This is a genomic window from Myroides odoratimimus (assembly GCF_004337635.1).
GTDB lineage: Bacteria > Bacteroidota > Bacteroidia > Flavobacteriales > Flavobacteriaceae > Flavobacterium > Flavobacterium odoratimimum.
On record NZ_CP037427.1, the window covers coordinates 2461809 to 2483467 of the forward strand.

Consider the following 21659-nt stretch of genomic DNA (forward strand, 5'->3'; position numbering starts at 1 on the left):
TAGAAAATTTTAATGTGAGATTGGGTTTAACAGTTTTCATCTGATGTTTAATAGTTAAATACTCTTAGAGGGCCTACCAAGCTCCTTCAACAAACAACTCCACAACATCACAAAAAAAACAGCGAGTATAAAATCTTATACTCGCTGTTAGGTTGAATTATAATTTAGATAATGATTGAGATGACTACTATTGATGCAGTTTCGGAATCATTAAGGTCACTTTAGTACCTACTGTTAGTTCTGATTCTATGGTCAATGTGCCTTTGTGCAATTGTACTATTTTAGAAGCTAACGATAGACCTAGTCCAGTTCCTTTTATCCCGAATGCATTACTAGAACGGTAAAAAGGAAGAAATAGTTTGTCTAGATCCTCTTTTTTTATCCCAATGCCTTTATCTTCTACTATAATAATGATATTGTGGGTATCAGTATCCAGTGTTACTTCTATAGGTGCATTGTGAGAAAACTTGTTGGCATTCAATATAATATTAGAAAGGGCTAGCTCTACTAAGTTGCCGTTGCCATTAAAGAATAGCTCGTGTAAGTCTTCTTCTGTGCTGATGGTCAGGTTTAGGTTTAAGTCTTTTTGAGCTGCTATAAGGTGGTCTATCATCGTCCACCAGAATTCTTCAAAAGCATGTCTATGTAATGGATACACAGAACTGTCTAGTTGTGATAATGCCAATAGATTATTGATCATCTGATCTATGTGTATTGCATCGTTCACTACCCCTTGTAGTACCTTTACGTACTCCTGTTCTGTTCTGCTCTGACGTAGCGCTATCTCAGCATTCCCCATAAGAGAAGCGATAGGCGTTTTTAGCTCATGCGAAGCATGAGACACGAATGCCTGTTGGTTGTCAAAGGATTCTTGTACTCGATAAAAGAGATCATTAATAGTCTCGCTTAACGTACGTATCTCGTCTTTAGACATATCCTGTGTAGGGATGGGCTGAAATAAAGTATTTATATTTTTCTTCGCGAAGTACTTATTAATTCTGGTAATCGGGATTAGAAAATAACCAGCGAATAAACGCGAGAGGAAAAAAGTAATGAGTAAAGCAATCACTAGACTGATCAGCATAACTGTTCTTAACTGTTGTAATGCTGCTACTCCTTTTTCATTAGTTGCCTTAGCCATCACGATAAAGTCCCCAGAATTATCTCTATAGAAAATACCTACCACGTACTCCTGATCAAGTTTAAAGTATATCTTCTTTTTTGCAATAACCTCTTCTAATGTCTTTTTATCCCATTTAAGGTCCCCTTCTTCTATGAAGGTTGGATCTAGATTAATGTCATAGATTCTTATTTTTTCTAGAGGTAATGTACGAGGATATTTGCGCAAGACCTCATCGAACTCTGCCTTGGTGAAGTTGTCTTCTGCTAGATAGTTATGGCCTACTGTGAAGGCGCGATCTTCTAATTGTTTAAAGAAGGTATTTTGCCAATGGCTAGATACTACAAAATAGACTGCAATTAGCACTCCCAATAAGAGTATCGCAAATAAGCCAGAGAACTGTAGTGAAAGTCTATTGCGTATTTTCATTATTCTGTTTTTTTGTGAAATCGTTTTTTTGTGATGTTGTGAAACCGTGAAGGTGTGAAATCGTTTTTTTGTGATGTCGTGATGTTGTGAAACTGTTTAGGCTATTGTATCAATCATTAGGCTATTGTATTAATCATTAGGTTATTACATCATATAAGTACATTGCGCTCGTAGGGCAAAACTGTAAACCGTTAACCGTTAACTGTAATCCAAAAACTATTCATCCTTTAGTATATACCCCATACCGATAACTGTATGTATCAGTTGTGTGCTGTACTCTTTGTCTATTTTGCGTCTCACATAATTTACATACACATCGATGAGGTTCGTTCCTCTATCGAAGCCGATACCCCAGACCGCCTCAGCTATCTGTGTTCTCGTTAATACCCTATTCTTATTCACTAAGAAGTATTCTAGTAAGGTATATTCTTTTTGGGTTAAAACGATTTCTTTATTTGCTCTCGTTACTGTCTTTTTATACGTATTCATGATTAGATCTGCAGCTTTATACTCTAGAGTAGGCATAGCCATTGTATTACGACGGGTCAGTGCCTTTATTCTCAGCAATAATTCTTCGAAGTGAAAAGGTTTCGTCAGGTAGTCATCTGCCCCCATATTAAATCCTTTGACCTTATCATTTAGCGTAGATAATGCCGTCAGCATGAGGATGGGAATATCTCCTTTGTATTTTTTTATTTGTTGACAGATTTCGAATCCGTTCATATAAGGAAGAATGACATCTAGAATAATCAAATCAAACTCTTGTTCCATCGCTAGTTGTAATCCTATCATCCCATCGTAGGCAAAAGCCACCTGATGTTGGCTCTCCTCTAGACCTTTTCTAATGAAGTTAGATACACTTACTTCGTCTTCTATTAAAAGTATGTTCATAGCTCTGATTTTATTGCAAAACTAAATCATAAATCAAGCCATTTTTTAGGATTAGAGAAATTTAATGTTAGATGAAGTATATCTATTTTAATAGATTTAGAGCAGAGTAATGCTTGTATAAGTTCTAAATATGAGAATATTTTAACCAATCTAAATTCTAAAAACAGGACAAATCACAGCTGTTAAAAATATTAACATTTAGGTGTTTTTTAGTGATTTACAGCACGCGACAAAGCCAGTGACAGCAAGGTTTTCGGGAAGTTTGTTTGGGCGTTGTTCGGAAGTTCTTTGCAAAAGGTACTGAAAAAGGGGGTGTTTTCCGAACACCTTCCGAACAAACCACAACGGAGACCGCGTGAATACTCGATTCGTAGTGAATTTACGATGTTAAAAAAACTTGTTAAAATTTTAAAATTAAGATTTTGAAAGCTGTGGTTTGTGCTTTCTTTTTGGTGAGACGTACCAGACTTTGAATAGAAGAATATTCTCAATAATGGACATTGAGTCAAAGCCTTTACTGTAGGCAAAGGTAGTGAAAAAATAGATAGGAGAAAAGAGGGTGTAGGAGGTAGGGGAGGTATATAGTGATTAGTTACAATCGATTAGAATTTAGTGGTTTGTTTAAATTTATTAAGGAGTTGAGAGAAGTTAGGCTCTGATATGGTTTTGACAGGAGCGATAGCTCTAAACTCAGAATCAGAGAAGTATCTACATAATAATAGATAGATAACTTTTCCTTTCTCATCATAATCCATTAGTAGTTGCATTGGTCTATCATCAGGTTTAGGCTCATTAATTATTTTGTCCCATTCTTCGTTTTATATATTTTATTTTTAGATTTAATATCAATGTTATCAGAATGTTATGTTTTTAGTTAGGAGTGTTTTGATACCTTTAAATTGATTAATTTTAAGGTAACCAATACAACTACTATGAATGAATTTTTACGTTATCGATTTTTGATAGATTCAGGAGTTGATGTGCTTTTTAAGCATGAGATAAATGGCTTAAGGCATACTTATAACTTTTCGGATGATTACTTTCGTTTTTTGTTGGTCAGTAGCCATACTGCTTTGATGAGAACTGTTGCTTCAGTGTCTTTTTTTACTTTTACTACTACAGATCATGTATTGTCTATTCAGGAGATGAATGAGGACTCTATCTTCTCTTCGTATATCTTTATTATAGGGAGATGGGATGAGCATACCTTGATAGGAGAATTGTTGATAGGAGAGCATAAAGGGGCTATTGTTCTATTAGATGAGAATCAGTACTGTGATATTGATAGTGTAGAAGAACTCTTAGAAGATACAGATTTAGATATAGAATATATTCTACAAGATGATATACAGACATTAACAGCATTATTATCAGATGAGGTGGGTGTGATTAGCGTACTAGACTATTCTTTTGTAGAATTTTTTGAGAATAGGTTAGTAGGTCTGACAGAGCTGAGGTGTTAGGGTTAGAAGCATCTTTTAATTAAATAATTTGTTTGTTTCATTTTACCAGAAGTAGTATAGCTAGTGGATGTTATACTACTTTTTTTGTTATTATATATTTGGCATATAGATATGTGCTATTTGTAGAAATCTCTGCTGATTTTGTCTAATTGTGTTTTTTTCGTATTAATTGCATGGTTTTTGGGAATTAAAATGGGTAATATGGATAAAGAATACAAGTAGGTGTAGTATTTTTCCGTTTCAAGATAGGATATATCATTTTGAGTAAGGTAAGGTTCTAAATGTGGAAATATAGATTTACTTTTGTTATAGAATTTAATTAAGGAAGATGGCGACCAAGAAAGTAAAAGAGGAATCACTGTTTTTAAAACACTATCGATTAATGGTAGTGCCATTAGTTTTTTTACTTTACTTATTCTCTCATTTTTTACTTAATCCTTATGACGCAGATTGGTTCAGAATGGATGTAGAAGAGATGTGGGAGTCAGCCTTTGTTCTTTTTCTATACTGTATGGCCATTACAGAGGTGAGCCTTTGGTTGAGTAGAGCTTTGAACAAGTTTTTGCCTTGGGATAAACAGCCAGTGATGCGTGTAGTAGTACAGTTCTTCTTACTACTTATATTTATCTTTACAGTGTATTTTGCTATTAATTTTGTATATGTCTATCTATCTCCATACGAGTCTTTTGAGTTAATAGATTTAGAGGCAAAGATAGATTTATGGCAGTCATTAATCATTAGTTTAAATACAGGGATTTTTATCAGTGCTATTCACACAGGTTATTTTTTGATTAATAATTGGAAAAAGTCTATGGTGGATGCTGCAGAGCTTAAATTAAAAGCAGAACAACTAGAACGTATCGCGAGTCAGTCAGAGTTAGAATCACTAAAGATGCAACTAGACCCTCATTTTTTATTTAATAACTTCAGTACATTATCAGAGTTAGTAATAGAAGATCAGGATATCGCTGTGAAGTTTATAGATCACTTATCGCTAGTATATCGTTATATGCTATCTAATGTGAGAAAGAACACCATCAGTCTGTCAGAAGAGTTGACTTTCGTAGAATCTTATTTCTACTTAATTAAAGAAAGAATGGGGGCGAAAGTACAGTTAAATATCAATGTGCAAGAGGAGGATAAAAAAAACTTCTATGTGGCACCCATCGCTATACAGTTATTAGTAGAGAATGCTGTGAAGCACAATAGTGCTTCTAAAGAGAGTCCTCTGAGAATAGATATTTATGTAGAAGAGGATTATGTGGTGATTCGCAATAATATTCAAGAGTTAGTCGTAACCTTACCTTCTTCTAAAGTAGGGTTGACAAATATTAAAGAACGCTACCGTCTGCTAAGTAAACACAAGGTTCTTATTCAGAAAACGGATAAAGATTTTGTGGTAAGGTTGCCTTTGTTACTAAATAAGAATGATAAATAATTAGAAATAATAGCTTAAGAAAGAAAATATACATGATGAAAGTTTTGATCGTAGAGGATGAGGTAAGAAATGCTAATAAATTATCTCGTCTATTGCAGGTATTAGATTCTACAATAGAAATCGTAGCTGTAGTAGAAAGTGTAAAAGAATGTATAGAATGGTTACAGCATCATGAGGAGCCGTCCTTGATCATGATGGATATTAGATTAGAAGACGGTTTGTGTTTTGAGATATTCGAGCAGATAGAGATAAAAGCACCTGTGATATTTACGACTTCTTATGATGAGTATGCTCTAAAAGCATTTAAGGTGAATAGTATAGACTATATCATGAAGCCTGTAAGAGAAGAAGAGCTAGAACAGGCATTGAATAAGTTTAAAGCACTTAGAAGTTCTCCTGTATTAAGTGATTCGATTAAAGATATATTAGGTAGTTTACACAAGAAAGAAGCATTTTATCGTTCACGTTTTTTGATTCCTTATAAGGATGGTTTTAAGACTGTGAAGGTGGGTGAGATTGATTTTATTTATTCAGAATTAAAGATTACACATCTAGTCTTAAAGGATAAAACTACTGTAATCGTAAGTCAGACCTTAGAGGAGTTAGAAGAAGAGCTTTCACCTGAGATATTCTTTAGAGCGAATAGACAACATATCGTGAGTGTAGATAGTATAGAGCATGTGCAGAACTACTATAACGGAAAATTAAAAATAGGCTTAGTAAAAGATCCTCAGAGAGAGGTAATCGTAAGCCGTGAGAAGGCACCATTACTTAAAAATTGGTTAAATTCATAAAGCTACATTAGTAGCTTTTTTTGTGTCTATGTGTAAGTATAAGAGATAGTTTATTCAGGTAAGTAAGCCCTTTTGACGCTTCAGGTTCGAATTTTTACGCTTCGAACTAATTCTAGAAGTAGGAGCGGTATAATTTTTGATTTTTGTTGTGTAAAAAGCGTTAGAAATGAATAAAATTTATAGAAGTACGAAAGTTTTGTTTTTAGGAGGCCTATTATTTGGTTTATCTGTATTTTTCGTTAGCTGTAATAAGCAATCAAGTGAAGGAGATGCAGGGCAGCCTTCATTAGAAGTTAGAACAAGTGTAGTAGAGAAGGGTGATGCTCTTGTATTAAAAAAATATACAGCATCGTTAGAAGGAAGGGTGAATGTAGAAGTACGTGCACAAGCTTCGGGTTATATTGATAAGATTCTTGTAGAAGAAGGAAGTTATGTAAAGAAGGGGCAGGCATTAATCTTAATAGACGCTCAACCGTATCAAATACAACTAAATAATGCAAATGCTAGTCTAAAAGCAGCTCAGGCAGCTCTCGTAAATGCTCAATTAGAAAAAGATAAAGTACAGTCTTTATTAGATAATTCTTTTGTATCTCCAATACAGTTAAAAACTGCACAAGCGGTGTTAGATAACGCTAAAGCAAACGTGGCTCAGGCAGAGGCGGCTGTGGCAGAAGCAAAGTTAAACTTAAGCTACTGTACGATTAAGGCTCCTGTAGATGGATTCTTAGGACGTATTACTAAGCGTGTAGGAAACTTAGTGACAGCTGGTGAAGTAGAGGAACTAACTACGATGTCTGATATCTCTCAGATGTTCGCTTATTTCTCATTGACAGAAGCAGACTACTTTAATCTAGTAAAAGAGAATGGTGGTTCAGAGAATGTACTGAAGATGCCTATAGAATTAGAATTAAGTAATGGAGATAAGTATCCTATAAGTGGTAAGGTAGATGTAATCAATGGAGAGTTCGATGCAGGTACTAATTCTATCAGTGTACGTGCAGTATTTGATAATCCAGATCGTTTATTGAGAAATGGAGGGACAGGTATTGTGAACCTTATGGCTACACATAAAGATGCTGTACAAGTACCTATAGCTGCTACTGCAGACTTACAAGATAAGATCTTTGCTTATGTAGTGAATAAAGACAATACAGTTGATCAAAGACAACTTAAAATTATCGGAAAGAACTTGCATACTTATTTTATCGCTGATGGTGTGAAAGAAGGAGAAACCCTTGTAACAACAGGAGTAGATAAACTGCAAGATGGTATGACTGTGACGGTATTATCTGCAGCAAAAAATGCAGGAGGTAATACAAGTACAGAAACTGCTAAAGCAAGCGAGTAAGTAGGCTCAAAGATTCTTTATTTAATTAAAACAAACAGATCAAATGCTTAAAAAGATAATACATAGACCTGTATTAGCTACAGTTATATCTCTTATCATTGTTATATTAGGGGCAGTAGGACTTACACAGTTACCTATGGCACAGTTCCCTGATATTGCACCTCCGAGTGTAACTGTAATGGCTTCTTATCCGGGAGGTAATGCTGAGACAGTATTGAAATCAGTAGTGACTCCTTTAGAAGAGGTAATTAACGGGGTAGAAAATATGACTCATATAGAGTCAACAGCTAGTAATGATGGTACAGCAGCTATCACAGTATTCTTTGATTTAGAAACTGATCCTGATCAGGCGGCAGTAAACGTACAGAACAGGGTAGCTCAGGTGACAGGTATCTTACCTGCTGAGGTATTACAAGCGGGGGTAATCACTCAGAAAGAACAGAGAGGTATGATCATGGTAGTAGACCTTATCAGTGAGGATGCTGCTCTATATGATGAAACCTTCGTACAGAATTATGCTCGTATCAACTTAGTACGTGAGTTAAAACGTATTAAAGGGGTAGGTAACGTACAGCTATTCGGTGAGAAGGATTATGCTATGCGTATATGGCTAGATCCACATAAACTGGCAAATAGAGGATTAACTCCTGCTGATGTAGAGCGTTCTATCCAAAGTCAGAGTATGGAAGTAGCTGCAGGTAACTTAGGTCAGAATGCAGGAGGAGCAGTACAATATACATTGACATACCCAGGTAAATATAATACTCCTGAACAATTCGAGAATATTGTAGTACAGGCAGATAAAAGTGGTAATGTACTTTATTTAAAAGATATCGCACGCATCGAGTTTGGTGCAGTAGCGTATGATGAGGAGAATAAAATCAATGGACAAGAAGCTGTAACAATGGCTGTGTTCCAGACAAAAGGATCTAATGCAAATGAGATTCAAACTCAAGTGTACAAGGTATTAGAAGAATTAACTCCTCAGTTGCCAAAAGGGCTAAAATACAATGTAACGTTCGCTAATAAGACACAGTTAGATGAATCTATAAATCAGGTAAAAACAACATTAATAGAGGCATTCTTATTAGTATTCCTTATTGTTTATATCTTCTTACAAGATTTTAGATCAACTATTATTCCTGCGATAGCAGTACCAGTATCATTAATCGGTACCTTCTTCTTCTTGAATATGTTAGGGTTCTCGATTAATATGTTGACGTTGTTTGCATTAGTACTAGCTATTGGTATTGTAGTGGATGATGCCATTGTAGTAGTAGAGGCAGTACACAGTACGATGGAACTCGAGGGCTTAGATGCCAAAGAGGCAACTACTAAGGCCATGAGTGAAATCTCAGGAGCGATTATCTCGATTACTTTAGTAATGTCAGCAGTATTCTTACCTGTAGGGTTTATGGAAGGACCAGTGGGAGTATTCTATAAGCAATTTGCATATACACTTGCGATAGCGATTATGATTTCTGCTGTAAATGCCTTGACATTGAGCCCTGCTTTATGTGCCTTGTTATTAAAGAATCATCACCATGATTTAGAACATACGGGAGAGGTAAAGAAAGATGGGTTTAAGAGAAGGTTCTTTAGATCGTTTAATGCAGGATTTACAGCATTAACGAATAGATATATAAAAGGAGTACATTTCTTAATCAAAAGAAAAGTATTGAGTTTCTGTATTCTAGTAGGTTCTATAGTAGGAATGGTATTCTTAATGAATACAACTCCTAAAGGGTTTATTCCTAATGAAGATCAGGGATTTGCGATGTTTGCTCTATCATTACCTCCTGGGTCATCTATTGATAGAACAGCACAGGTCTTAAAAGAAGGGGATGAGATCATGAGAAAGAACCCTGCTATTAAGTCTGTAACCACTATTTCAGGATTCAACATTTTAGGTAATGCAGCCAGTCCAGCTTATGGTATGGGATTCATTTCTTTTAAAGCTTTAGAAGAAAGAGGAGAGGTAACTGACATCAATGAGTTGATTGCACAGTTAAATCAAGAATTATCATCATTAAAAGAAGGTGATTTCTATGTGTTTGCTAACCCAACAGTTCCAGGATTTGGAGATTTTGATGGATTAGAGATGGTAGTTCAGGATAGACGTGGTGGAGATATTACAGAGTTTGCAAATGTTGTAAATCAGTTTAATCAAGATCTAAGTGAGACTGATGAAGTGCTAAGTGCCTTCACAATGTTTAAAGCAAACTTCCCAATGTATAAAATCGTAGTAGATCCTGTGAAGGCAAAGATGCACGGAGTGGAAGTAAGTGATATGATGAGTGCAGTACAGTTATTCTACGGATCAGCACAAGTAAATGACTTTAACCGTTTTGGTAAACAGTTTAAGGTGTTTGTACAGGGAGATGCTCAATTTAGAGCAGATGAAGAATCTTTTAAAACTATCTATGTGACAGCTGGTTCGGGAGAGATGATTCCGATTAGTTCTTTAGCGCACTTAGAGAAAGTGTATGGACCACAAGCTATCAGTCGTCATAACTTATTTAATTCTATCGCTGTAAATGGTATTATCAACCCTGGTACAAGTACAGGGGATGCGATGGCGGCAGTAGAGAAAGTAGCGGCAGAGAAATTACCTTCAGGATATAGTATTGAATGGTTAGGACTGAGTAAAGAAGAGAAGAAATCTGGAGGACAGATGGTGTTTATCTTTGGATTATCTATCTTGTTTATCTACTTTATTCTTTCAGCTCAGTATGAGAGTTACATCTTACCATTAGTAGTATTGTTATCACTACCAGTTGGTATTATGGGAGTATTCTTAGCCATAGGATCTGTAGGTATTGCTAATAATATTTATGTGCAAGTAGGGCTCATCATGCTGGTCGGACTGCTCGCGAAGAATGCAATTTTGATTGTAGAGTTTGCTGTTCAGAAAAGACAAGGGGGGATGAGTATTGTAGACTCAGCATTAGAAGCTTCGCGTTTACGTCTTCGTCCTATCTTGATGACATCATTTGCTTTCGTAGCAGGTCTAATTCCTTTGATGTTCGTTCAAGGTTCGTCAGCACAAGGTAACCACTCTATTAGTATTGGTACAGCAGGAGGGATGGTATTAGGAGTTATTCTAGGAGTATTCGTTATTCCTTTCCTTTATGTTGCATTCCAGTACTTACAAGAGAAAATTAGTGGTAAGCAACCAGACGTTTCTGAAGTTGTAGAAAACTAAGAGATTAATGGTAGTTCAAAACAAGAAAACAATGAGAAAAATAGTATATATAGCGATTGGTTCGACATTATTAACTGCTTGTAAAGTAGGTAAGAATTATGAAAGACCAACTGTAGACACACCAGAGCAGTTTTATCAAGAGACTGCTTCTGATACTACAGCTAATAATCTAGCGAAGTTGAGTTATTCGGAATTCTTTAAGAACACTGAATTAACGAGTTTGATTGAATCTGCATTAGAGCGCAATGCTGATTTACAAGTTGCTGTTAAAAATATCGAACAAACAAGGTTGTTATTCACTCAGTCAAAAATGGCGCTATTACCACAGTTGACAATGAATGTAGCCGGTAGTAGAACAGAGTCTTCTAAGAATAGCCAATTGGCGGCTAGTGGGGCAGGACGTGTTAATGATGATTTTACAGCAAGCCTTGATTTATCATGGGAGTTAGATATATGGGGGAAGCTTAGAAGGGAGAAGGAAGCTGTATTAGCGACTATGATGCAGACGGAAGAGGTAAAGAGAGCTATCCAAAATAGATTAGTAGCAGAGGTAGCTACTAGTTATATCAACTTACTAATGTTAGACGAACAGCTCGAAATAGCGATAGAAGGTATTGCACTTCGTGAGAGTACATACTTATTAACTAAAAAGATGTTCGAGGTAGGTAACGAGACTATTGTAGCGATGCAACAAGCAGAGGCACAGTGGTTAGAATCAAAAGAATTATTACCTCAGATAGAGCAAGAAATTGCCTTACAAGAAAGTGGATTGAATTTGCTTTTAAATAATTATCCGCAGGCTATATCTCGCTCTGTTACGATTAGTGATTTAAATTTTTCAACAGATTTAAATACAGGAGTACCTGCGGATTTTTTAAGTACTCGTCCAGATGTACAAGTAGCAGAATATGCTTTAAAAGCAGCTAATGCAAAAGTAGGAGCAGCTCAAGGGCAGATGTATCCTAATTTGATTATATCTGCTCAAGGAGGATTAAATGCATTTGAAAGTTCACAGTGGTTTAAGACACCAGCCTCTTTATTTGGTATGTTTGGTGGTGGTTTAATACAGCCTATATTTAATCAGAAGAAGTTAAGAACAGCTTATGAAATCGCTGTTGTAGAACGAGAAAAAGCAGGTATAGAATTTAAAAATAAAGTTATAGTTGGTTTTACGGATGTACATAATGCATTGGTAAAAATCGATAAACTATCTCAAAAAGAAGAGATGATGCAAAAGCGAGTGAATATTCTAAACACTTCTTTAGCTAATATCAAATTTATGTTTGAGATGGATAAGGCATCTTACTTAGAGGTTATTAATGCACAGAGTTTAGCATTGCAGAGTAGTTTGAGTTTTGCAGAGTTAAAAAGAGATCATTTAGCGTCGCTAGTTGATTTATATAGAGCTTTGGGAGGACATTAGTATACTCTAGTAGATTTTTGATTGAGGATGAAACCAATATTGTTTACAATATTGGTTTTTTTTATTGTAATTTAGATGTTTGGATTGTTTTTTTTTCAGTCCTTTGCATCAGTTAGTTATCTTTGTAAGGATAAGAGTGGGTTATGAATAAAAAAAATGTAAAACTTCAGCAGATTATAATGACACTTCTAAGTATTGTATTCTTAGTAGGGGTAGGTTATTATGGAAATAAAGATAAAGGTGGAGAAAAGGAGGTGACTGAGTCTACAACGATTGCGGCTACTGAGGAAGTAATTCAACCTGAAAAAGAAGTAGTCTTAGAAGAGGAAGAGGAGAAAACTGAAGTAGTGAAAGAGAATGTGGCTCCTACGGTGTTAGTGTTGAATAGTAAATACCATACCTATACAAAGGAGTATACAGCTAAGGTGAAAATGAAATTTAACACACCTGTCAAGGAGTCTATAGAAGGGAAGGTAGTGTCACTTTTTATAAAAGAAGGACAGGCAGTCTCAGAAGGACAGGTAATCTATGAAGTAGAGGTGGGGAGTCTACAGGTCTCTAAGAAAGAGAAAGATAAAGAACAGAGTGAATACAAAGGGCTCAAGAAAGATTTAGAACGTGCAGAGAATAGATTACAAAAATTAGCTAGAAGAGACAGTGTCGCTTTTGTTAAACAACGTGAAGTTGTGGAAGAGTTGCGTAAGAATGTAGTTGAGCTAAGTGATAAAATAAATGCATCAGATACCAAGTATAGTAGATATGCTGTTAAGTCTGAATATAGTGGTGTAGTAAAGAATATCACTGTAAAAGTAGGCGATATATTGACAGCGAATGATAAGCATAGTTTATATACTATAGTGGGCTATGATGTGTTTTTTGAAATACCTACTAGTGATATGGTACAATGGAAACAAGGTATAACAGGACAGAATACCCTTGTAAGCTCATTTGAAACTAAGGAAGGGCAACGCATTCCTATCAAAGTAAATCTTAAGAATGATACAAATATTTTCTTTTTAGATAAATCACCTCAAGTGATAGAAGGTTTAAAACTAAATGGAGAAGGGATTGCAGAGAATAGAGTGGTGATTTCGTTAGTGTATAAAGATGTTATAGAGATACCTTATTCTGCTATAAGTTTAACTAGTGAAGGTAAACAGTTCATAACGATTAAGGGTGAGAATGGTGTGGAAAGTAAGAAGGAAATAGTTCCTATCAGAAAATATACTTCGTATGCTTTAGTTAATGATCCTGCCCTAGAAGGTGTGTCTATTGAGAATAAAAGTAATTAATTAGATAAGTTTTTTTATGTATAAACAAGCCCTTATAGATATCCTATAAGGGCTTGTTGTTTTCAGTAAATTAACGTTGGAATAGATAATTAATAAATCGTTAATGTTGGTTTGATTGGTAATTTTAGTAATTGTGTGTGGATTTGTTGAATTAAAGTATGTTTATTTAGATATATGGTTTTTTATTGATTCTATTTTCGTTTATTTTATATCTATTTTAAAATATAGTAATTTGTTTATTAATAATATTAACTAAACATTGACTTGATAGGTTGATACTAAGTTTGCTAGCAAAACTATTCAATGTTATTATTATGAAATTAAAGTACTTATTTTTCTTATTTGCAATTTGTTTTGCAATACCAATACAAGGACAAAATAATAGTGTTAAAAAAGGAATTGTGTCAGGAAGAGTAATAGACTCTGGTGATAAGAGTTCATTACCAGGTGCAGCTGTTTTATTAGATAATGGCAAGCAATATACGGTAAGTAACAATAATGGGTATTATGAATTTTTAAATATTCCAGAAGGGAAATATGTCTTATCAGTAAGTTATATTGGCTATACTTCAGTAGAACAAGAAGTAGAAGTGAGTTCAGGACATAATAAAGTTATTAATTTAAGTCTTTCAACAGATGTAGAAACCTTAGAAGGTATTGTAGTAATAGGAGAACGTTTAAAAGGACAAGCTAAAGCATTAAATCAACAGATGAATAATGCTAATGTTACTAATGTTATTTCAGCAGACCAAGTAGGGCGTTTCCCTGATTCTAATATTGGTGATGCTCTAAAACGTGTACCAGGAATCACAATGCAAAATGATCAAGGAGAAGCTCGTAATATAGTTATCCGTGGTTTAGCTCCTAGTTTAAATTCTGTTACATTAAATGGGGACCGAATTCCTTCAGCAGAAGGAGATAATAGAAATGTTCAGATGGATTTAATTCCTGCGGATATGATATCTTCTATAGAAGTAAATAAAACCTTAACACCTGATATGGATGCTGATGCCATAGGAGGATCTGTTGATTTGATTACTCGTGCTTCACCTTATGGAGAGCGTATTTCGGCAACTCTAGCAGGTGGACTTAACCCTATAAGAGACAAAGGAAATTATATAGGAAGTTTTGTGTATGGTAATCGTTTTTTAGATTCTAAATTCGGAATGATCTTAAGTGGTTCTTATAATAGTAATAATTTTGGATCAGATAATGTGGAGGGAGTATGGAGTAAGGATAAGTATGACAATATTTATATGAGCGAATATGACATTCGTAAGTACGATGTACAACGTGTTCGTCGTAGTTTCTCAGGTGCTTTTGATTATAAGATTAATGATAATCATACTATCTATGCTAGTGCAATGTATAACTGGAGAGATGACAGAGAGAATCGTTATCGTGTGCGTTACAGAGGTATTAAGCCAGAGTATGATCAAGACAACAATATCACTGGGTTTACAGGCGATATAAGAAGAGAAACAAAGGGAGGACTTGATAATAATAGAAATAAAAACACTCGTTTAGAAGATCAAAGAATCCAGAATTATGCATTAAGTGGAACGCATTTATGGTCTAGTAATTTAGATATGGATTGGTCTGTTAACTATTCACGTGCATCAGAAGATCGTCCAGGAGAACGTTATATAGATTTTCAAAATAAGAAAGTTGCAATGCAAGAAGATTTAACTAATGGAAAATATCCACTAGTAACTGCATTAGGAGATCGACCAGATAATTTTTCATTGAGAAAGTTATCAGAAAATGATAATTTCACAAAGGATAGTGAGTTTGGTGCTAAATTGAATTTTCGAGTTCCTTTTTCTGTTATTGAAGATCAAAAAGGACGTCTAAGATTCGGAGGTCGTCTTCGACTAAAAGATAAAAAGAGAGAGAATATGTTCTATGAGTTCTCTCCAATAGGAACGAATACCATTGGCAATTTAGCTACTGTACCTGGTAGTTATTATGATGGATCTGGTTTTCAACCAGGTAGTAAATATGTTCCAGGACATTTTGCTTCAAATCAATATTTAGGAGGATTAGATTTATACAATTCTAATTTATTTAAGAAGGAGGCAGTGCCAGGAGAATATTTAGCTTTAAACTATAAAGCTAAAGAAAATATATATGCAGGATATATTCGTTGGGATCAAGACTTCAATGAGAAATTATCTATGATATTGGGAGCTCGAATTGAACATACAAGTATAGATTATACAGGTAATCATATTGTAGATGAAAGCGACTTAATAGGAGAGGTTAGTAATACAAATAATTATACTAATGTATTGCCTAGTGTTACTTTTAAATATCAGACAGATTCAGATTGGATTTATAGAGCAGCCTTTACGACTGCTTTAGCTAGACCTGACTATTATGCCTTAGCTCCATATATTAATGTGGTATCTCAAGATAATATGGTATCTGCAGGTAACCCAGACTTAAAGGCAACTTATGCTTATAACTTTGATTTAATGGCAGAAAAATATTTTCAATCTGTAGGAATGTTTTCTGCTGGTGTTTTTTATAAGAACTTAAAAGATTTTATCTATAACTATAGATCTGATTCTTTTACACATGAGAACTTTAACGAGTTGTTTCCCGGACAAGTTAATCCTATTCAATCAGAGGACAAATGGAAGTTTATGCAACAAAGAAATGGAGACCAAGTAAACTTGTTTGGAGTAGAGGTGGCTTTTCAAAGACAATTTGATTTTATACCTGGTAAATTTTGGAAAGGTCTAGGAGTCTATGTGAATTATACTTATACATATACAGAAGCTAAGGGAATAGCTAATGAAGATGGAGAGATAAGAAAAAACATGGAGTTACCTGGTGCAGCGCCGCATATGTTTAATGGTTCGTTGTCTTGGGAGAATGATCGTTTCTCAGCCCGTGTATCATTAAATTACTCTTCAGATTATTTAGATGCATTAGGAGGAAATAGTTTTGAAGATAGTTATTATGATAAACAATTATTCTTGGATGCAAATGCTTCGTATAAAATAACTTCATATTTACGTGTGTTTGCTGAAGCAAATAACTTGACTAATCAACCCCTAAGATATTATCAAGGAGTGAGTCATAGAGTAAAACAAATGGAGTATTACCAACCTAAATTTACTTTAGGACTTAAGTTTGATTTCTAATAAATAAATATCTATAGAAATTAGGGCGAAGAATATTCGCCCTAGTTTTATTATACAATCTATCATGAAAAAAATAATATATAGTTTATTATTAGCAGTTTGTACTGCTACAATACAAGCACAGACTCCTTTTGAATATGAAAAAAGTACGGGGTATACAGGAAGTAATATTCCAAGTTTAACTCACAAAGAGAATAGTTTTAACTTTATTGTCATGGGAGATTTTGGACGTGTAGGGGATTATTACCAGAAAGATGTGGCTAGAGAAATGGGAAATGCAATGGTAGTATTAGATGGTGAATTTGTAGTATCAGTAGGTGATAATTTTTACCCAAATGGAGTTGCTAGCACAAGCGATTATCATTGGATATCTTCGTTTGAGAGTATATATACTAATCCATCTTTATATGCTGATTGGTATGTAGCTTTGGGAAATCATGATTATTTAGGTAATGTTCAAGCACAAATAGATTATACTAATATTAGTAGACGTTGGAATATGCCAGACCGTTATTATAGTAAAGAGTTTAAATTAGATAATGGTGAGAAGGTATTGTTAGTAGTAATGGATACAAATCCATTTATAGAAAGTTATCACAAGAGAAGTAAATACGGTGATTTACGACAACAAGACACCGAACAACAAATGAAATGGCTTGAAGAAACTTTAGGTAAAGAAGATGATACTATAAAATGGAAGATTGTAGTAGGACATCATCCAATGTACAGTGGAGGAAAGCGTAAAGAAAATAAAGATACACAAGGTTTTGCTTTAAAGTTTGCGGATTTTTTTGATAGACATAAAGTAGATGCTTATATATGTGGACATGAACATGACCTGCAAATTATCAAGCCTAAACATCGTTATACCACACAATTTCTTTCTGGTGCAGCGAGTGAAGTTCGAGCTTCTGGAGATATGGAGCATACCATTTTTGCCGCTGCAGAACCAGGTTTTATGACTTTCACTATTTTAGATAATGAATTAATAGTTCAGGTAGTTCAAGCAGGTAAGAAAGAAGCAAAGGTTTTATTTACACATCAAATAAAAAAGTAGAAATAATGAAATATAGATTTTTATACTCTTTAGCGGTCTTAGGATTATTGAGTAGTTGTAAAGATAAGTTAGCTCCTATAGCCCCAGATGCTATTCAGCCAACAATTGTTACAGAGCAAACAGTTTTTGATACAGATGATCCTGCTATTTGGATTAATCCAATAGATCAATCTAAAAGCTTAATTATAGGAACAGACAAAGAAGATGGAGGAGGAGTATATGCATATGACTTACAAGGTAAAATCGTACATAAGTTTATTGATATGGCACGTCCAAATAATGTTGATATTGCTTATGGTTTTTTGTATAAAGATATGGTGATTGATATTGCTGTTGTTACAGAGAGAAATGCAAATGCAATAAGAATTTTTAAATTGCCAGAGTTAACGCCAATTGATCAAGGTGGTTTAAAAGTTTTTGAAGGAGAAGTAGAGGATGGGTATAATGAACCAATGGGAATCGCTTTATATGAAAAGAAAGAGGATGATAATAAGCAAATCTATGCTATTGTAGGACGTAAAAGTGGCCCTTCTAATGAGTATTTATGGCAATATGCTCTGCAAGCGAATAAGGAAGGTCAGATAAATTTGGTGTTAAAAAGAAAGTTTGGTGTTTATAGCGGAAAAAAAGAAATAGAAGCTATTGCAGTAGACCAGGAGCTAGGTTACGTCTATTACTCTGATGAAACAGCAGGATTGCGCAAATACTATGCTGATCCAGAAAAAGGAAATGAAGAGTTGGCTTTCTTTGTTAAAGGTGATGCTAAGAGAGATCATGAAGGAATAGCTATTTATAAAAAAGATGCTAATTCGGGGTATATTATTGTTTCAGATCAACAAGATAATTCAATTTTAATTTATCCTAGGGAAGGTGAACAGGGAAACCCTCATGAACACAGATTAATTGCTAAGATACCTGTTTCTGCAATTGAATGTGATGGCTTAGAGGTAACTTCTTTAGGGGTGAGTAATATTTTTAATCAAGGTATGCTGGTAATGATGAGTAACGGTAAAGTATTTCATTATTATGATTGGAAAGATATTCAAGAGAGAATAAATAAAGTAAGTAAAAAAGAAACTAATTAAGTATAAAATTGAAAAACTCGTTTTAGTAAGGGATTTTCAATACTACTTTGTAAACAATAAAAACGTCAGCTTATTTATGTTAGGCTGACGTTTTTTTATTCAGTTAAATTTATTCATAATAAAGTAGAAAGGTGCGCAATAAATAAAGTTTATTTCGTGCACCTAATTAGTGTAGTATTTGGCTAATGCGGAATCTGGTTTAGTAAAAGAAGGGAGCAATAAAGCATAAAAAAGCCCGATAACGAGTGTTATCGGGCTTTTCAGCGGAGAAAGAGGGATTCGAACCCCCGGACCTGTTACAGTCAACGGTTTTCAAGACCGCCGCATTCGACCACTCTGCCATTTCTCCAGAGGTCTGCATTACTTCCGTATTGCGAGTGCAAATATACTGCAAATACTGGGCTTTGCAAGAGATTTTGAATAAAAAAGATGTTCTTTTTTATATTGTTTTTATAACTTGTTTAAAATGAGCTGGTAATAATTGTTTAAAAAATTATTTTTTTTGTACAAACCTGTATGAATAGGCTTTTTTATTTCTACTTACTTGACTTTTCTAAGTGTTTTTATATATTTATCAAGTTAATAAGTAAAATATGCTTTTAGAAAAGTTATTAAAAGAGTTTGAAGTCGAGTTGTCTGTATTTACTTCTTCACAATATGCTTTGTTTGATGAATACTTCGAACGAATTACCATTTCTAAAAATGAATACCTAATAAAAGAAGGAGAGGTAGAACAGTACAGTTATTTTATTTATGAAGGAATATTTAGATGTTGGACTATTGATCCTAAAGGAGTAGAACAAACATTTTGGTTTTGTAAAGAAGGAACTTTTTCTATGTCGAATATTTCTTTTTCACTTCAAGAGCGGGCTGACTTTTCTGTACAAGCTGTTATGGACGCAGTAGTATATCGAATTAATAAAGAGCAAATAAGCGATTTATACGCTTCTATTTCTGGATTAGAGATAATGTTTGGGAAATTAACAGCAAGGCTTTTAAATCGTCTCCTACAGCGTAATATAGATCTAATCAAGTATTCTTCAGAAGAATATTATTTGAGAATGCAAGAAGAATATGGATTGACATTTAATTATATCCCCTTAAAAGATATAGCTTCTTATTTGGGAATTACTCCACAAGGGCTGAGTAGAATTCGCAAGCGAATTTTTTAACCCAGGTTCAGTAGATTGTCTCTCAAAGCTTAGAAATTTGCCCTATTAAATTTAAAATTATGATTAGAAAAGTAAAGAGTCAAGAATATCCAGTATTAGTAGAGATATGGGAAAGTGCAGTAATACATACTCATGATTTTTTAGCAAGAGAAGACTTCGAGTATTTTAAAAAGACTATTCCTAGTTATTTTGAATTCGTAGAGTTGTATGTTCATCTTAACCAAGAGGGAAGAATGACTGGCTTTATCGGTGTTGCTGATGGAAACTTAGAAATGTTGTTCATACACAATGATTTTCGTGGACAAGGAATAGGTAAATTGTTATTAAATTATGCTAAAGATAGACTTCATATTACTAAAGTAGATGTAAATGAACAAAATCAACAAGCAGTTGGATTTTATTTACACATGGGGTTCAAATCAGTAAACAGGTCTGAGACAGACGGACAAGGAAAGCCTTATCCTATCTTACATTTAAGCTTGTAATTATTCCTACGAGTAATGGAAAATGACGGTTTTTTGTATAGAAACAGGATGTTTTAAGGACTAAATCTATAGGAACTGATCTGTTTTGAGTAATATCTGTTCACTTTTTTAGTGAAATGTAGTAATGACGGTACATTCGATGCGTTTAGCTTTGGTATGTTGAAAGTGAGTGGATTAGGTGATATTTACCGTTTGGAATACAATAATGTAATAATATCAAGTGCTAAAAGAGAGAGGTAAAGTGGTAAAAAAGTCAGTAAATACTGTGTATATGTGAGATTATATTCTATTTTTGTAATACATATTTAAAATGTAAAAATTACCATGAAAGAATTAATCGAAAAAATCAACGCTGAGTTTGAAGCGTTCCAACAAGATTCAGCTTTACAATTAGAAAACGGAAATAAAGCTGCAGGTACAAGAGCACGTAAAGCTTCTTTATCTATTGAAAAACTTTTAAAAGAGTTTAGAAAAGCTTCTTTAGATGCTTCAAAACAATAATAATAAAAACTCCTACTTTACTAAGTAGGAGTTTTTTTATTCTTTAAGTTTGTGTTTTATAAAAAGAGCATGAACTATTTTATTATTGGTGATATACACGGTTGTTATCACACGTTTTGTTCTCTTCTAGAGCAGTGGGATTCTTCTAATGAGCATTTAATATTAGTAGGAGATTTAATAGACAGGGGCAATTATAGTTGGTTAGTCGTAGAGAAGTGTTTAGCCTTATTAAGTGATACAACATTATCAGTAACTGTTCTTAGGGGAAACCATGAAGCTGAACTTATTCAGTATATCAAGGATGGACGTCATGAAATATGGACATCTCAGTGTGGTTTAACCACCTTAGAAGACTTTCAAAGGCATCATGTAGATTTGCAAAACCTTTTACCACACTTAGAAAAATTACCACTTAAATTTGAGACTTCTTCATTTATTGTCACACATGCAGGAGTATGTGATACGATTAATCCTTATGATGAGTCTAATTGGGATGGGGTGTTATGGACTCGTAAGCCACTTGTCAATCTTCAGAAACTACAGGTTCACGGACATACTCCTTTAAAACAAAACCATCCTCAGTATACTTTAGATAGCCACTCGTATAATATAGATACAGGAGCTTATTATGGTTATGGGTTAACTGGTATTAAGTTAGATCAAGTAGCTACTGTTATTGAGATTATAAATATACCTACAGATAGGCGTGATATAGCATCAGAGAATAATGAATAATTGTATCTTTGATAGAGAGTAGTTTTTATTCTACTTACAATATTGCGTGAAGTCATGAAGAATCTCTAC

At 34.2% G+C, this 21659-nt stretch carries 17 protein-coding genes and 1 tRNA gene; 14 read left to right on the forward strand and 4 right to left on the reverse strand.

The genetic code is table 11. The annotated features are described in order from the left end of the window. Positions 1-187 precede the first annotated feature (187 nt). From E0Z07_RS11145 to E0Z07_RS18020, 3 genes are all read right to left on the reverse strand, one after another. Positions 188-1549: a sensor histidine kinase gene (locus E0Z07_RS11145; RefSeq protein WP_131540747.1), complete on the reverse strand. Its 1362-nt coding sequence runs from the start codon at positions 1547-1549 to the stop codon at positions 188-190. Between the two features lie 216 nt (positions 1550-1765). Then, positions 1766-2440 (reverse strand): response regulator transcription factor, encoded by a 675-nt coding sequence (locus E0Z07_RS11150; RefSeq protein ID WP_006263227.1) that lies wholly within the window; start codon positions 2438-2440, stop codon positions 1766-1768. 602 nt (positions 2441-3042) lie between these two features. Next, positions 3043-3207, reverse strand: coding sequence for a hypothetical protein (locus E0Z07_RS18020; RefSeq protein ID WP_006263230.1), 165 nt, complete (start codon positions 3205-3207; stop codon positions 3043-3045). Between the two features lie 165 nt (positions 3208-3372). Between E0Z07_RS18020 and E0Z07_RS11155 the strand changes: the two genes are divergently transcribed. The 10 genes from E0Z07_RS11155 (at position 3373) to E0Z07_RS11200 (ending at position 18697) form a co-directional block, all read left to right on the forward strand. Next, positions 3373-3903: a hypothetical protein gene (locus E0Z07_RS11155; protein ID WP_131540748.1), complete on the forward strand. Its 531-nt coding sequence runs from the start codon at positions 3373-3375 to the stop codon at positions 3901-3903. Between the two features lie 328 nt (positions 3904-4231). Beyond that, positions 4232-5341: a sensor histidine kinase gene (locus tag E0Z07_RS11160; protein ID WP_058699493.1), complete on the forward strand. Its 1110-nt coding sequence runs from the start codon at positions 4232-4234 to the stop codon at positions 5339-5341. A gap of 32 nt (positions 5342-5373) precedes the next feature. After that, positions 5374-6135: a LytR/AlgR family response regulator transcription factor gene (locus E0Z07_RS11165; protein ID WP_081048726.1), complete on the forward strand. Its 762-nt coding sequence runs from the start codon at positions 5374-5376 to the stop codon at positions 6133-6135. A 166-nt stretch (positions 6136-6301) separates the two neighbouring features. After that, complete coding sequence (locus E0Z07_RS11170; RefSeq protein ID WP_006259359.1) at positions 6302-7483, forward strand: efflux RND transporter periplasmic adaptor subunit; 1182 nt, start codon at positions 6302-6304, stop codon at positions 7481-7483. Between the two features lie 43 nt (positions 7484-7526). Continuing rightward, positions 7527-10688 carry an efflux RND transporter permease subunit gene (locus tag E0Z07_RS11175; RefSeq protein WP_006259358.1) on the forward strand — a complete coding sequence of 1054 codons (3162 nt, stop codon included), beginning with the start codon at positions 7527-7529 and terminating at the stop codon, positions 10686-10688. 7 nt (positions 10689-10695) lie between these two features. Further along, a complete protein-coding gene (locus E0Z07_RS11180; RefSeq protein WP_006263233.1) occupies positions 10696-12111 on the forward strand; it encodes an efflux transporter outer membrane subunit in 1416 nt (471 codons plus the stop codon). A 143-nt stretch (positions 12112-12254) separates the two neighbouring features. Then, complete coding sequence (locus E0Z07_RS11185; protein WP_006265038.1) at positions 12255-13403, forward strand: biotin/lipoyl-binding protein; 1149 nt, start codon at positions 12255-12257, stop codon at positions 13401-13403. Between the two features lie 314 nt (positions 13404-13717). Then, the gene (locus E0Z07_RS11190) at positions 13718-16555 is read left to right on the forward strand and encodes a TonB-dependent receptor (RefSeq protein ID WP_036471185.1); all 2838 of its coding nucleotides are present in this window, start codon (positions 13718-13720) and stop codon (positions 16553-16555) included. Between the two features lie 64 nt (positions 16556-16619). Next, positions 16620-17612, forward strand: coding sequence for a metallophosphoesterase (locus E0Z07_RS11195; RefSeq protein ID WP_006259354.1), 993 nt, complete (start codon positions 16620-16622; stop codon positions 17610-17612). A gap of 5 nt (positions 17613-17617) precedes the next feature. Continuing rightward, positions 17618-18697, forward strand: coding sequence for a phytase (locus E0Z07_RS11200; RefSeq protein WP_006259353.1), 1080 nt, complete (start codon positions 17618-17620; stop codon positions 18695-18697). A 264-nt stretch (positions 18698-18961) separates the two neighbouring features. On the opposite strand, the gene E0Z07_RS11205 is transcribed toward E0Z07_RS11200, so the two are convergent. Further along, positions 18962-19046, reverse strand: a tRNA-Ser gene (locus E0Z07_RS11205). 244 nt (positions 19047-19290) lie between these two features. Here E0Z07_RS11205 and E0Z07_RS11210 point away from each other — a divergent pair. From E0Z07_RS11210 to E0Z07_RS11225, 4 genes are all read left to right on the forward strand, one after another. After that, a complete protein-coding gene (locus tag E0Z07_RS11210; RefSeq protein WP_058699499.1) occupies positions 19291-19869 on the forward strand; it encodes a Crp/Fnr family transcriptional regulator in 579 nt (192 codons plus the stop codon). A 59-nt stretch (positions 19870-19928) separates the two neighbouring features. Next, a complete protein-coding gene (locus E0Z07_RS11215; RefSeq protein ID WP_006259333.1) occupies positions 19929-20354 on the forward strand; it encodes an acetyltransferase in 426 nt (141 codons plus the stop codon). Between the two features lie 324 nt (positions 20355-20678). Beyond that, positions 20679-20855 carry a histone H1 gene (locus E0Z07_RS11220; protein WP_006259332.1) on the forward strand — a complete coding sequence of 59 codons (177 nt, stop codon included), beginning with the start codon at positions 20679-20681 and terminating at the stop codon, positions 20853-20855. Between the two features lie 69 nt (positions 20856-20924). Continuing rightward, positions 20925-21590, forward strand: coding sequence for a metallophosphoesterase family protein (locus tag E0Z07_RS11225; RefSeq protein ID WP_131540749.1), 666 nt, complete (start codon positions 20925-20927; stop codon positions 21588-21590). The last annotated feature ends 69 nt before the right edge of the window (positions 21591-21659 follow it).

Coding starts and splice junctions, on each gene's coding strand:
- E0Z07_RS11145 (WP_131540747.1), bottom strand. CDS start 1,549: ATGAAAATACGCAATAGACTTTCACTACAGTTCTCTGGCTTATTTGCG.
- E0Z07_RS11150 (WP_006263227.1), bottom strand. CDS start 2,440: ATGAACATACTTTTAATAGAAGACGAAGTAAGTGTATCTAACTTCATT.
- E0Z07_RS18020 (WP_006263230.1), bottom strand. CDS start 3,207: ATGCAACTACTAATGGATTATGATGAGAAAGGAAAAGTTATCTATCTA.
- E0Z07_RS11155 (WP_131540748.1), top strand. CDS start 3,373: ATGAATGAATTTTTACGTTATCGATTTTTGATAGATTCAGGAGTTGAT.
- E0Z07_RS11160 (WP_058699493.1), top strand. CDS start 4,232: ATGGCGACCAAGAAAGTAAAAGAGGAATCACTGTTTTTAAAACACTAT.
- E0Z07_RS11165 (WP_081048726.1), top strand. CDS start 5,374: ATGATGAAAGTTTTGATCGTAGAGGATGAGGTAAGAAATGCTAATAAA.
- E0Z07_RS11170 (WP_006259359.1), top strand. CDS start 6,302: ATGAATAAAATTTATAGAAGTACGAAAGTTTTGTTTTTAGGAGGCCTA.
- E0Z07_RS11175 (WP_006259358.1), top strand. CDS start 7,527: ATGCTTAAAAAGATAATACATAGACCTGTATTAGCTACAGTTATATCT.
- E0Z07_RS11180 (WP_006263233.1), top strand. CDS start 10,696: ATGGTAGTTCAAAACAAGAAAACAATGAGAAAAATAGTATATATAGCG.
- E0Z07_RS11185 (WP_006265038.1), top strand. CDS start 12,255: ATGAATAAAAAAAATGTAAAACTTCAGCAGATTATAATGACACTTCTA.
- E0Z07_RS11190 (WP_036471185.1), top strand. CDS start 13,718: ATGAAATTAAAGTACTTATTTTTCTTATTTGCAATTTGTTTTGCAATA.
- E0Z07_RS11195 (WP_006259354.1), top strand. CDS start 16,620: ATGAAAAAAATAATATATAGTTTATTATTAGCAGTTTGTACTGCTACA.
- E0Z07_RS11200 (WP_006259353.1), top strand. CDS start 17,618: ATGAAATATAGATTTTTATACTCTTTAGCGGTCTTAGGATTATTGAGT.
- E0Z07_RS11210 (WP_058699499.1), top strand. CDS start 19,291: ATGCTTTTAGAAAAGTTATTAAAAGAGTTTGAAGTCGAGTTGTCTGTA.
- E0Z07_RS11215 (WP_006259333.1), top strand. CDS start 19,929: ATGATTAGAAAAGTAAAGAGTCAAGAATATCCAGTATTAGTAGAGATA.
- E0Z07_RS11220 (WP_006259332.1), top strand. CDS start 20,679: ATGAAAGAATTAATCGAAAAAATCAACGCTGAGTTTGAAGCGTTCCAA.
- E0Z07_RS11225 (WP_131540749.1), top strand. CDS start 20,925: ATGAACTATTTTATTATTGGTGATATACACGGTTGTTATCACACGTTT.